Source organism: Sphingomonas sp. ATCC 31555 (assembly GCF_000282895.1).
In the GTDB taxonomy this organism is placed as follows: Bacteria; Pseudomonadota; Alphaproteobacteria; order Sphingomonadales; family Sphingomonadaceae; genus Sphingomonas.
This window is the reverse complement of sequence record NZ_ALBQ01000031.1, coordinates 1-12,350: the sequence shown is the minus strand read 5'-3', so window position 1 is coordinate 12,350 and position 12,350 is coordinate 1. Positions and strand designations below refer to the sequence as shown.

The 12,350-nt window shown below is 67.3% G+C and carries 13 protein-coding genes; 8 read left to right on the top strand and 5 right to left on the bottom strand.

The genetic code is table 11. The annotated features are described in order from the left end of the window. On the top strand, window positions 1–459 hold a 459-nt coding region (locus B215_RS0113710; protein ID WP_019370216.1), incomplete at its 5' end, for a GcrA family cell cycle regulator. Between the two features lie 80 nt (window positions 460–539). Here B215_RS0113710 and B215_RS0113705 read toward each other — a convergent pair. Next, complete coding sequence (locus B215_RS0113705) at window positions 540–1,109, bottom strand: ankyrin repeat domain-containing protein (RefSeq protein ID WP_019370215.1); 570 nt, start codon at window positions 1,107–1,109, stop codon at window positions 540–542. A 63-nt stretch (window positions 1,110–1,172) separates the two neighbouring features. After that, on the bottom strand, window positions 1,173–2,819 hold the full coding sequence (locus tag B215_RS0113700) for a catalase (RefSeq protein ID WP_037513774.1): 1,647 nt from the start codon (window positions 2,817–2,819) through the stop codon (window positions 1,173–1,175). Between the two features lie 186 nt (window positions 2,820–3,005). Between B215_RS0113700 and parE the strand changes: the two genes are divergently transcribed. Then, window positions 3,006–4,982 (top strand): DNA topoisomerase IV subunit B, encoded by a 1,977-nt coding sequence (gene parE, locus B215_RS0113695; protein WP_026009249.1) that lies wholly within the window; start codon window positions 3,006–3,008, stop codon window positions 4,980–4,982. 165 nt (window positions 4,983–5,147) lie between these two features. Beyond that, window positions 5,148–6,323, top strand: a complete 1,176-nt coding sequence (locus B215_RS0113690) for a hypothetical protein (RefSeq protein WP_019370212.1) — start codon at window positions 5,148–5,150, stop codon at window positions 6,321–6,323. 39 nt (window positions 6,324–6,362) lie between these two features. Here B215_RS0113690 and B215_RS0113685 read toward each other — a convergent pair whose 3' ends face one another. The 3 genes from B215_RS0113685 to B215_RS0113675 are packed head-to-tail and all read right to left on the bottom strand — an operon-like array spanning window position 6,363 to window position 7,988. Continuing rightward, window positions 6,363–6,623: a hypothetical protein gene (locus tag B215_RS0113685; protein ID WP_019370211.1), complete on the bottom strand. Its 261-nt coding sequence runs from the start codon at window positions 6,621–6,623 to the stop codon at window positions 6,363–6,365. Then, a complete protein-coding gene (locus B215_RS0113680) occupies window positions 6,602–7,168 on the bottom strand; it encodes a GNAT family N-acetyltransferase (protein WP_019370210.1) in 567 nt (188 codons plus the stop codon). Before B215_RS0113680 ends, B215_RS0113685 begins: the two co-directional genes overlap by 22 nt. After that, a complete protein-coding gene (locus B215_RS0113675; RefSeq protein ID WP_019370209.1) occupies window positions 7,155–7,988 on the bottom strand; it encodes a TIGR00266 family protein in 834 nt (277 codons plus the stop codon). The genes B215_RS0113680 and B215_RS0113675 overlap by 14 nt, the downstream gene beginning before the upstream one ends. A gap of 137 nt (window positions 7,989–8,125) precedes the next feature. On the opposite strand from B215_RS0113675, the gene nadA reads away from it, so the two are divergent. The 5 genes from nadA (at window position 8,126) to B215_RS0113650 (ending at window position 12,309) form a co-directional block, all read left to right on the top strand. Continuing rightward, complete coding sequence (gene nadA / locus B215_RS0113670) at window positions 8,126–9,127, top strand: quinolinate synthase NadA (protein WP_019370208.1); 1,002 nt, start codon at window positions 8,126–8,128, stop codon at window positions 9,125–9,127. A 154-nt stretch (window positions 9,128–9,281) separates the two neighbouring features. Beyond that, the gene (locus B215_RS0113665) at window positions 9,282–10,244 is read left to right on the top strand and encodes a helix-turn-helix domain-containing protein (protein ID WP_037513773.1); all 963 of its coding nucleotides are present in this window, start codon (window positions 9,282–9,284) and stop codon (window positions 10,242–10,244) included. Between the two features lie 33 nt (window positions 10,245–10,277). After that, entirely contained in the window at window positions 10,278–11,123 is an 846-nt protein-coding gene (gene nadC, locus B215_RS0113660; RefSeq protein WP_019370206.1) for a carboxylating nicotinate-nucleotide diphosphorylase, read from the top strand. 14 nt (window positions 11,124–11,137) lie between these two features. Next, entirely contained in the window at window positions 11,138–11,848 is a 711-nt protein-coding gene (locus B215_RS0113655; RefSeq protein ID WP_019370205.1) for a ribonuclease T2 family protein, read from the top strand. A gap of 80 nt (window positions 11,849–11,928) precedes the next feature. After that, window positions 11,929–12,309, top strand: coding sequence for a VOC family protein (locus B215_RS0113650; RefSeq protein ID WP_019370204.1), 381 nt, complete (start codon window positions 11,929–11,931; stop codon window positions 12,307–12,309). Window positions 12,310–12,350 lie beyond the last annotated feature (41 nt).

The following is a 12,350-nucleotide window of genomic DNA, read 5'->3' as shown; positions in this document are numbered from 1 at the left end:
CGCGTCCAGGCCGAAGCGCCCGCCCCGGCCCCCCGCCCGGCGGCACCGGCGCCCACCGCGCCGCCCGCCCCGGCTGCAGCCGCCCCCGCTACCGATGCCGAGACGCCGCGGACGCCGCAGCCGGTGCTCCGCTCGGTCGGCCCCGGCGGCTTCATCCGCCAGAATCCCGGCGAGCAGGCACCGCCGAGCACACCGGCACCGCCGCGCCGGCTGGTGCCCGCCAAACCCAGCGACGCGATCGCCGGCAAGGCGACGCTGCTCGACCTGAACGACAAGATCTGCAAATGGCCGCTCGGCCATCCCGGCGAGCCGGACTTCCACTTTTGTGGCGACAAGGTGAACCCGGGCTTCCCCTATTGCGTCGAGCATTGCGGCCACGCCTATCAGGCACAGCTGCCCCGCCGCGATCGCCGCACGCCCCCGGCCATGCCGTTCGGCGGCACGCCCCGCGCGCGCTGATCCGCACCACAACCACACGCCCATGGAAAAGGGCCCGTTCCCACCGGAACGGGCCCTTTTCTGTATCCGGATCGCCGAATTCAGCGGTGTTCGAGCCGGGCCGCGAGCGCCGTGTTGCCCTGGGCGGCGGCGACACCGGCGGCGGTGCGGCCGGTGGCATCGGCCAAGGCCGGATCGGCGCCGGCCGCGAGCAGCAGGTCCACCTGCGCAGCGCGCCCGAACAGCGCGGCCATCATCAGCGCGGTCTGCCCCGCCTTGTTGCGGGCATTGACGTCGCAGCCGGCCTTGAGCAGCCGCGCGGCGATCGCGTCGTCCCCCTTGAAGGCTACGCCCATCTGCGCGGTGTTGCCCTGCCCGCCATCGGCGAGGCACGGATCGGCACCGGCCGCGATCAGCGCCTCCAGCGCTGCCGCCTGGCCGTTATAGGCAGCGAGGATCACGGGGGTGAAACCGCGCGAATCGCGGGCATTGGGGTCTGCGCCCATCTGCACCAGCGCCGGCACCAGATCGGCGCGGCCGGCGCGAGCGGCTTCGAACAACAGCGTCTGCCGGCGTTCGGGCGAGGGCAGATCGGGGGCAGCAGTCTGGGCCGCGACGATCGGCGACGCGAACAATGCGACGCCGACCAGGAGAAGTGAAAAGATAGGCATTGCTTCCTCCGGGTACGCGAAAGCCCGGGCCGGCTCGTGCCGACCCGGGTCTCCGGGGGGACCTCAGTTGGCGGCGGACTGTTCAGGGTGCGCCGCCCGATATTCCGCGACGGCCTTTTCCACCTCCGCCATCGGCACGTTCACCGCCTTGGCGAGCCGGCTGCCATAGTCCTTGTCGGCCTGGTAGAAATAGCTGACCATGATCGTGCGCGTGCGCGGCGAAACGACCTTGCCAAGATCACCCGACAGGTTCTTGATCAGGTCTGCCTTCTCCGCCGCCGGCAACGCGCGATAGAACAGCCCGGCCTGGGCGAAATTGTTGGTCTTCGCGATCGGCCGGGCCGCGACCGTGGCATCGATGGCATAGGTGGAGGCGCCGGCTTCGGCCGGAGTGGTCTTGGGTGCCAGCGCCGCCGGGAAATAGTTGACCCGCGCACTGCGGCCCGAGGCGTTGAGCTGCCCGTCCTGGCTGTTGTTCACCACCGTCACGCGCGGGCGGTTCACCGGCAGCGCCAGTGCGTTGGCGCCGATCCGGTAGCGCTGGGTATCGGCATAGCTGAACAGGCGGCCCTGCAGCATGCGATCGGGCGACGCCTCGATCCCCGGCACCATGTTCGATGGCGCGAAGGCGGACTGTTCGGTCCATTCAAAGAAATTGTCCGGCACCTTGTTCAGCGTCATCTCGCCGATCTTGCGGAAGGGCACGCCCAGCCATTCCTTGGTATCGTCGAACGGGTTGTAGTCGAGCTTGGCGAAATCGTCGGCACGCATCACCTGCACCATCAGATCCCAGCTCGGGTAATTGCCCTTGGCGATCTCGTTGTAGAGATCGTGGGTGTGATAATCGAACGCCTGCGCGCCCGCTTGGGCGGCGGTGAGGTTGCGAACGCCCTGGCGGCTGATCCAGCGGAACTTGGCGAACACCGTCTCGCCCTTCGCATTCACCAGCTTGAAGGCGTGGACGCCGTTGCCGTCCATCGTGCGGTACGAGGCCGGGGTGCCCAGGTTCGAATAGAGCTGGGTGAGCATGTTGGTCGATTCGGGCGTGGCCGAGAAGAAATCGAAGAAGCGATTGGGATCCTGACGGTTGGTGACGGGATCGGGCTTCAGCGAATGCACCATATCCGGGAACTGCATCGCATCGCGGATGAAGAAGATCGGCAGATTGTTGCCCACCAGATCCCAGTTGCCCTGTTCGGTATAGAATTTCGTCGCGAAGCCGCGCGGATCGCGCAGCCATTCCGGGCTGTCCTTGCCGTGGATCACGCTGGAAAAGCGCACGAACACCGGGGTTTCCTTGCCCGGCTGGAACAGCGAGGCCTTGGTCAGATCAGTGATGTCGGCGGTGGCGCGGAACACGCCGTGCGCGCCGGTGCCGCGAGCATGGACGACGCGCTCGGGCGTGCGCTCACGATCGAAGCGGGCCAGCTTCTCGATCAGGTGCGAATCCTCGAGCAGCACCGGGCCGAGATCGCCTGCCGCCTTGGAATGGCGATTCTCGCCCACTGGCGCGCCGTTGTCGCGCGTGAGCACCGGCGCGGCGCCGGTTTCGGCCTGGATCGGGGTATCGGCCTGGGCGCTGACCGGCGCGGCACCGGTGGACATGCGGCTCGAAACCTGGGTCTCGGTCTGGGCAAGCGCGGCGGCGGGCAGCACGGCGCCGCTAAGCAACGCGGCCATCGCCGCGCCGCTCCGGGTGGAACGAAGCATTTGGAAACTCCCTTTTGGTGGCGGCGGCGCCATGGTGCACCGCATCGCCAGGCCTGCGCATATGAAGCTGCAACGATGCGCAGGTGAAACGCAAAGACGCGTTCACAGAAATCGAGGCAGCCGCTCAACATGGCGCGCACCGAGGCCGCCTTGCGCGGTGTGGCCCGCACCCCCTATACGTTCCGCATGTCCGAAGACCTCTTCGCTGCGCCCTCCGTCCCCGCCGGCACCTATGACGCCTCGTCGATCGAGGTGCTCGAAGGCCTGGAGCCGGTGCGGCGCCGGCCGGGCATGTATATCGGCGGCACCGACGAGCGCGCGCTCCACCATCTCGCCGCCGAAATCCTCGACAATGCGATGGACGAGGCGGTCGCCGGGCACGCCAACCGCATCGAGGTGACGCTCGCCGCGCCCAACCGCATCACCATCGTCGACAATGGCCGCGGCATGCCGGTCGATCCCCACCCGCGCTTTCCGGACAAGTCGGCGCTCGAGGTGATTCTCTCGATGCTCCACTCGGGTGGCAAGTTTTCGGGCAAAGCCTATGCCACCTCGGGCGGCCTGCACGGCGTCGGCATCTCGGTGGTCAACGCGCTGTCGGTGGACACGGTGGTCGAGGTGGCGCGGGACAAGCAGCTCTATCGCCAGCGCTTCAGCCAGGGCCAGACGCTGGGACCGCTGGAGAAGATCGGCGGCACGCCCAACCGGCGCGGCACCAGCGTTGCCTTCACCCCCGATCCCGAGATCTTCGGCGAGATGCTGTTCAAGCCTGCGCGGCTGTACAAGCTCGCCCGCTCCAAGGCCTATCTGTTCGCCGGCGTCGAGATCCGCTGGAAGTGCGACCCGTCGCTGATCACCGACGACACGCCGGCGGAAGCGGTGTTCCAGTTCCCCGGCGGCCTTGCCGATCACCTGAAGGAACAGGTCGGCAGCCGCGAATGCGCCACCGCGGATTTCTTCGCGGGCACCCAGGAATTTCCCGATTCGCAGGGCCGCGTCGAATGGGCAGTCGCCTGGCCGCTGTGGAGCGACGGCAGCTATAGCTGGTACTGCAACACCATCCCGACGCCAGACGGCGGCACCCACGAGCAGGGCCTACGCCAGGCGCTGGTGCGGAGCCTGCGCAGCTTCGCCGACCTGGTCGGCAACAAGAAGGCCAAGGACCTCAACCCCGACGACGTGGTGACCGGCTCCGAGGTCATGCTCTCGGTGTTCATCCGCGAGCCGCAGTTCCAGAGCCAGACCAAGGACCGGCTGACCAGCCCCGAGGCGACCGCGCTCGTCGAAAAGGCGGTCCGCGACCATTTCGACCATTATCTCACCGACAATATGGAGCGCGGCAAGGCGCTGCTCGGCTATGTGCTGGAGCGGATGGACGATCGCCTGCGCCGGAAGCAGGAGCGCGAGGTCAAGCGCAAGTCGGCGACGAGCGGCCGCAAGCTGCGCCTGCCCGGCAAGCTGACCGACTGTTCGGCCGACAGCCCCGAAGGCACCGAGTTGTTCATCGTCGAGGGCGATTCGGCGGGCGGCTCGGCCAAGCAGGCACGCGACCGCAAGACCCAGGCGATCCTGCCGATCCGCGGCAAGATCCTCAACGTCGCCAGCGCGACCTCGGCCAAGATCCTGGCGAACCAGGAGATCGCCGACCTGATCCAGGCGCTGGGCTGCGGCACCCGCAAGGACTGCGACGCCGCCCATCTGCGCTACGAACGCATCATCATCATGACCGACGCGGACGTCGACGGCGCGCATATCGCGACGCTGCTGATGACCTTCTTCTTCCAGGAAATGCCGGACCTGGTGCGCAAGGGGCATCTCTACTTGGCCCAGCCGCCGCTATACCGCCTGACCGTGGGCTCGAAGAGCCTCTACGCCCGCGACGACGCGCACCGGATCGAGATCGAGAAGACGGCGTTCAAGGGCAAGAAGGTGGAAGTCAGCCGGTTCAAGGGCCTGGGCGAGATGAACCCGAACCAGCTCAAGGAAACCACCATGGATCCCAAGACGCGCGGCATGCTGCGCGTGACGCTGCCGCAGGAATATGAGGAGCGTGCGGGGGTGAAGGACTTGGTCGACCGGCTGATGGGCAATAATCCGGCCCACCGCTTCGCCTTCATCCAAGAAAATGCGGCTCGGCTCGACGATGAGGTGATCGACGCCTGAAAACGGAGCAAGAACGCGCTTGAAGCGGCGATGGTCCACACCCAGTTGCGGTCGCCGTTGCTCCTGCACCCTCATAGTAACAATAAAATGCAGGACATGAGGGCAGAAATTCTCTAGATTTCAACGCGGGCCATCGTTGATGAGCCTGCTGATGGGAGAAGTCGTATGCGTCTGCCCACCCTGATGTTTGCGTTCGTTCTTGCACCGGCGGTGCATGCGCAAGATGCCTCGAAAGACCCGGAAATCGTCGTAACAGGAACCTCGCTGGAACAGACCCGCGAGCAGCTTGAGGCCTGCATTGCGCGAGGGTGCGACCCGAAGCAGGATATCGATGCGTCGCTGGCGCATGCGGAGAGTCAGTATATCGCCGGCGACTTCGATGGCGCCCGCGCAACGCTGAGGAATTCGGTACATCGCAACAAGCGCCATCGGCAGGATCTGCCGGTCGACGTCTCCGACCTGCAACGCGCCTATGGCAGGCTCATCGAAATGAACGGCCAGCCCGCCGTCAGCCGAATCGTGCAGATCGACGCCCTGGACAGCCTGAAGGCCGGGTTGGACAAACAAGATCGCAGAGTTTTCTTGCAGCGCACCTCGCTGGCGGAGAGTTTCTCGCAAGCGGGCCGCCATCGCGCCGCCTATGACATCTACGAGGATGTCGAACGCCAGGCCGAACGCGCCGGCCTGCCCCAAGTTGCCGCCTATGCGCTGCTCCGGCGCGCGGCCCTGCTCAACGCACTTGCAAGCTTCAACCCCGAGTATCGGCAGCGCTATCGCGCCGCGCTGACCAAGCTGGAGTCGGTCGAGGGGCCGGACATGGCGAAGTTCCGAGTGGCAGCGGTGATACTTCGGGCTCGGGATACCGGTGGCGAACGGGACGAATCGGCGCTGGACGCGGCAATCGCAAACATCGACCCACAGCAGTTTGATCGTCCGTTCCTGCTTTATGCGCCGCCGGTGATCCTGAACAAGCATGGCAAGAGCAGGATGGGAGGAAGCGGCGCGAAGATCGAACCTGACTGGATGGACGTGCGCATTGCCGTGACGCGGCAGGGCAAGGTTGAAGGGTATGAGATTCTCCGCCGGACGGATGGCATCGACGAGCGGTGGGTAAAGCAGGTGACGGACACCATCCCGCGTCGCCGCTACGCACCGTTCGTGCCGGCTAGCGGCGAGGCGGTGAGTTATCGTGTCGAGCGCTTCTCGTTCGTGCGGGACTGGTCGACTATGCCAACCGCCAGCAGCCGCGTACGTACCCAGAACACCAATGCGCGCTTGGTTTGGCTGGATCTGACGCCAGACAATGTCGCGGCGCGCCCTTCCGCCAATCCGGGGACCTAAACGCTGCTGCGCGACTGCCGCCCCACCGGCAGCGGCGGCCTACAGGTCCCCCCGCATCCGCCGCTGGTGGTATTTCACCCGCACGGTGATGCCGAGCACCATCAGGAAGAAGGCGAGGGCCAGCACCGCCGCCGGTACCGCGACCGGCATCGGCCAAACCTTGGCCCTGAGCGCCGCAAGCAGCGCGCCGAGCACCGCCAGCCACACCGCGCCCATCCGCAGCGGCCGCGCGATCTGCTTCAGCTCGGCCTTGTAGGCGGCGCGTTCGGCGGGGTCGTTCAGGCGGGGCGGGGTCGGCATGTCCAATCTTCCTTCAACAGCCCGTAGAGCGTGGTGTCGCGGATGCCGATATGGGTTTCCCATTCGGCGCGCAGCACCCCTTCCAGCCGGAAGCCCAGCCGTTCGAGCAGCCGGCGCGAATACACATTGTCCGGATCGGTGTCCGCAAAAACCCGCCGCTGGCCCTCAGCGAACAGCTGCTCGATCACGGCGGTCAGCGCCTCTTCGGCGATCCCCTTCCCCCAATGGACCCGGGCGAGCAGATAGCCCAGTTCGCTGACGTTGCGCTGCCGCTTCTCGCCCACCGCGACATAGCCGATCGCTTCGTCGGATTCCGCCAACGTGATCGCCCAGACGCGCCAGTCCGGATCGGTGCGGGCAAAGCTGGTGCGGGTTTGGGCGACATCCCGGTGAGGCGCGTGGCTCCACCAGTGCATCAGCTCGGCGTCGGCCAGACTGGGGAACAGCGCCTCGGCATCCCGCACCTCGCGCGGCCGCAGGCGCAGCCGCGCGGTGGCAAGCACCGGCGTGCCGCGCGCAGCCCCCGAACGCTCAGCGATTGCCACCGATCAAGTCGCCCAGGCCGCCGAGCACCGATCCTTCGCCACGGCTGGGGCCACCGCCCATCGCCGCCGCCGCCATCCGCCCGGCGAGCCGCGCGAAGGGCAGCGACTGGATCCACACCTTGCCAGGCCCGCGCAGGCGGGCGAAGAACACGCCCTCGCCGCCGAAGAACATGCTGCGCACGCCCCCCACCGAGACGAGATCGAAATCGATCGAGGGCGTCAGTGCGGCAACGCAGCCGGTATCGACATGCAGTTCCTCGCCGGGCGCCAGTTCGCGCTCCACCACGGTGCCGCCCATCTGCACGAACACCCAGCCATCGCCGTCCAGCCGCTGCATGATGAAGCCTTCGCCGCCGAACAGCCCGGTCATCACGCGGCGCTGGAAGGCGATGCCGATCGACACGCCCTTGGCCGCGGCGAGGAACGCATCCTTCTGGCAGATCAGCGTGCCGCCATAATCGGACAGTCGCAGCGGCAGGATCGCGCCCGGCGTGGGCGAGGCGAAAGCGACGCGCGCCTTGCCGTGGCCATTATGGGTGAACACGGTGGTGAACAGGCTCTCGCCGGTGACGAGGCGCTTGCCGGCGCCGAGCAGCTTGTCCATGAAGCCGCCGCCCTGCCCACCGCTGCCGTCGCCGAACACCGTCGTCATGCCGATTGCGGCATCCTTCCACACCATCGCGCCAGCTTCGGCGACGGCGCTTTCGCCCGGATCGAGCTCGATCTCGACGAACTGAAGCTCCTGCCCCTTGATCTCGAAATCGATATCGTCGGCGATCCCGTCGCGGCGGTGGTGCGTCCAAGGGCTTGAGGGGGGCATGCGCTACTCTCCAGATGATCCGTTGCAGTCGAATACTACACCACCGCGCGCCCGACGCGAGCCCCTGGACGCGCCGCCCTTGATCGCAGGGACCAGCCGGGCCATGTGCGCCCGCAACGCAATGGGAGTTTGGATGCATGGACGCGCGTAACGGCATTGGCGGCAGCCTGACGGGCCTGGACCTGCGCGCCGAGATCGAGCGGCTGCGCAAGGAACGCAATGCCGTGATCCTGGCCCATTACTATCAGAAGCCGGAGCTGCAGGACCTGGCCGATTTCGTCGGCGACAGCCTGGACCTGAGCCGAAAGGCGGCGGAAACCGACGCGGACGTGATCGCATTCTGCGGCGTGCGCTTCATGGCGGAGACCGCCAAGATCCTGTCGCCCGACAAGATCGTGGTGCTGCCGGACATGGACGCCGGCTGCAGCCTGGAAGACAGCTGCCCGCCCGACCAGTTCGCCGCCTTCCGGGCCAAGCATCCCGATCACATCGCGCTGACCTATATCAACTGCTCGACCGAGGTGAAGGCGCTGAGCGACGTGATCGTCACCAGTTCGTCGGCCGAGAAGATCCTGTCGCAGATCCCGGCCGATCAGAAGATCATCTTCGGCCCCGATCGCAACCTGGGCGGCTATCTGCAGCGCAAGACCGGGCGCGAGCTGCTGCTGTGGCCGGGCGTGTGCATCGTCCACGAAGCGTTCAGCGAGACCGAGCTGCTGAAGCTCCAAGCCGAGCACCCCGGCGCGCCGATCGCCGCGCACCCCGAATGCCCGCCCTTCATCCTGGACCATGCCGATTATGTCGGATCGACCAAGGGAATCCTGGATTTCTCCAAGGCGATGCCCGGTGATACGCTGATCGTCGCGACCGAGCCGCACATCATCCACCAGATGCAGAAGGCGATGCCGGAGAAGACCTTCATCGGCGCCCCCGGCGCGGACGGCAACTGCAACTGCAACATCTGCCCATATATGGCGCTGAACACGATGGAGAAGCTGTATCTGGCGCTTCGCGACCTGACGCCGCGCATCGAGATCGAGGAAGGGCTGCGCCTGCGCGCCAAGCGGAGCCTGGACCGGATGCTGGACATGGCCGCCGGCACCGTCGGCAAGGGCGATCTGGGGCCGCTGCCCGCCTGACGCATGCTGGGGGAGTGCCCCAGCCTCCGGGCAAACCCAGGGGGCGTCGACGCGCGGCTCGATGCGCAGTAGAAACGATATGCAAACCTTGGCACGACCCCCGGCAAGAGGCGGCGCGGCCAAGGTCTCGATACGCTCTGGGCCGTGAACGCTGATGCAGGACACTCCCCCGTCCGCCGCTTCCTGGAACGGCGCGCCGCCGCAGCTTCCGCGGGCGGGGCTGATGGCGCGGCTGATCGCAGAACTGCAGGTTTCGATGATCACCGCCGGTGCGCGGGCGCTGGACGGCGATCTGGATCGCGCGATCGTGTTCATGGTGGTCGCGCGGATCAGCGACATGCCGTCGCCGGGCCATGCGCTGGCCGAGCGCCGGGCGTCGCAGGCGATCAGCATCAACGCGCTTGCCGCATCGCTCGCCCGCCCGTTCGAAACGATGCGGCGGCACATCCACGCGCTATGCGACCGGGGGCTCTGCACGCGCGGCCCCGCGGGCGTTACCGTGCCCGAAGCGGTGCAGGCGCGGCCGGAGATCGCCGCGCTGTTCCGTAGCAGCCATGATGCGCTGGTGCGGCTGGCCGAAGACCTGGCCGCGTTCGGATTCGCCCTTCCGGAAACACGCGCGCACCGCCCCTATGACTGGCGGTCAGGGCTGGCTGCCGCGCACGACATTCTGCTGACCGGCGTCGAATTCAGCGCCCATCGCTACCAAAGCTGGACCGACATGGTGATGGCGAATGCCATTCTGTGCGCCAATTGCCGCCCGATAATGGAAGATCGCGCGACATCGATCGCCTATGCCGAATTCAGCCCGGTGCCGCCCGAAGCGCTGCGCCGGCCGGTATCGACCGGCGCGATCGCGCGGGCGCTGGGCCTGCCGCCGTCGACCGCGCACCGCCGGGTGGCGGCGATGGTCGAATCGGGCTTTCTGGTGCGGCGCAAGCGAGGCGTGATGCTGGCCGATTCGGCGATCACCGATGCTCAGCGGCTGGCGGATGCGCGCACCGCGCTGCTCCACACCCGTCAGATTCTGATCCGGCTCGCCGCCGGCGGCTTCCGCTTCGCCAATCCCGCCGCCTGCTATCTGGACGGACGGCCCGAACTGGTGCCATTCGGATAGACGCGGGCGGCGCCGGCTTTTACAGCCGTGGCCATGTCTTTCGCCCTTCCCCGTTTCGATTGCGACCAGTTCGTCCGCGCGACCCTTGCCGAGGATCTGGGCGAAGGCGGCGACGTCACCTGCGCCGCCGTGATCCCCGCCGATGCGCGCTTCGCCGGGGTGATGGACAGCCGCGATCCGATCACCGTCGCGGGCCTGGGCCTGGCCGAGGCGTTCTTCCGGGCGCTCGATCCCGATGCGCGCATCGAACGGCTGGTGGCAGACGGCGATTCGGTGGCGCCGGGCACCGAGCTGCTGCGGCTGCAGGGGCTCGCCCGCGCGCTGCTGACGGCCGAGCGATCGGCGCTGAACACGGTGCAGCATCTGAGCGGCATCGCCACGCTGACCCGCCGCTATGTCGATGCCATTGCCGGCACCGGCGCGACGCTGCTCGATACCCGCAAGACCCTGCCGGGGCTGCGGGTGCTGGAGAAATATGCGACGCGCATGGGCGGGGCGACCAACCACCGCATGGGCCTGTGGGATGCGGCGATGATCAAGGACAACCATGTCGCCGTCGCCGGTTCGGTGGAGACGGCGGTGGCGCGGGCAGTGGCCGCGGGAGTCGAGCGGATCATCGTGGAGGTGGACCGGATCGACCAGATCGCACCGGCGCTGCATGCCGGCGCGACGCATCTGCTGCTCGACAATATGGGGCCGCCGATGCTGCGCGAGGCGGTGGCGCTGGTCGCCGGCCGGGTGCCGACCGAGGCATCGGGCGGCGTGAATCTCGACACGATCCGCGCGATCGCGGAAACCGGCGTCACCTATATCAGCGTCGGGCGGCTGACCCAGTCGGCGCCGGCTGCCGATATCGGACTCGATTTCGCGACATTGTGAGGGAGGGCGACGGCATGAAGGCGATGGTGGTTGCGCTGGGCATCGTTGCGGCATTGCTGCCGGGCGCGGCATTGGCGCAGGCGCAGATGTGCGTGGTGCCGAACAGGGTCGAACGGCCGCGACCGGACCTGCCGAGCGCGCGCGAACCGCGACGGCTGATGCCGATCGGCAGCTACACGCTCGCGCTCACCTGGTCCCCCGGCTATTGCCGCGCGCATGGCGACGAGCCAGGGCGCGCCTTCCAGTGCGGCAGCGGCAACCGCTTCGGCTTCACGCTGCACGGGCTGTGGCCGGACGGGCGGGGCAAGAGCTGGCCGCAATATTGCAAACGCACCGACATTCTGCCGCCCGCGCTGATCCGCAAGACGATGTGCGCCACGCCGTCCGAACAGCTGATCCAGCACGAATGGGCCAAGCACGGCACCTGCATGCAGACGACGCCGGAGGCCTATTTCCGGCGCGCCACCAACCTGTACCAGGCGATCCGCTATCCGGACATGGACGCCCTGTCGCGCGGCGACGGCACTGTGGGCGATTTCAAGCGCGCCTTCGCGGCGAAGAACCGGGCGATACCGGTCGGCGCGATCCGGGTGACGACGACGCGCGAAGGCTGGCTGGACGAGCTGTGGCTCTGCCTGGACACGCGCTTCCGCTATCGCCGCTGCGAGGCGGGCACCGGCGGCGCGGCGGACGACTCGGCGCTGAAGATCTGGCGGGGGCGGTAAAGGCGCGGTTACGCTTCCGGCCCAGCAGACTTTCGGCTAGTATCGCGGCCCGGACCTGAACGCTGGGCAGCGGAGCGGATATGGGCGACTGGAAACCGGCAAGCTATCCGTCCCTCAGCCCCTATCTGATCTGCCGATCGCCGGAACCGGTGATGGCGTTCCTGACAGCGGTGTTCGAGGCTACCGTCCTCCGCCGCTACGATCGGCCCGACGGATCGCTGATGCATGCCGAACTGCGGATCGACGACAGCGTCGTGATGATCGGCGGCGGCGCAACCGACTATCTGTCGGCGGAGGTTCATATCCATGTGTACGTCCCCGATGCGCAAGCCGTGTACGATCGGGCGATCACTTCCGGCGCGGAAGCGGTGCAGGCGCCGGTTCGGAAAGCGGCGGACGACGATCTGCGCGGCGGCTTTCGCGATCCGGCTGGCAATCTGTGGTGGATCGCAACGCAATAGAGCGTTTTCCGATCAATCTGGATCATATCCGCAGGAACTGA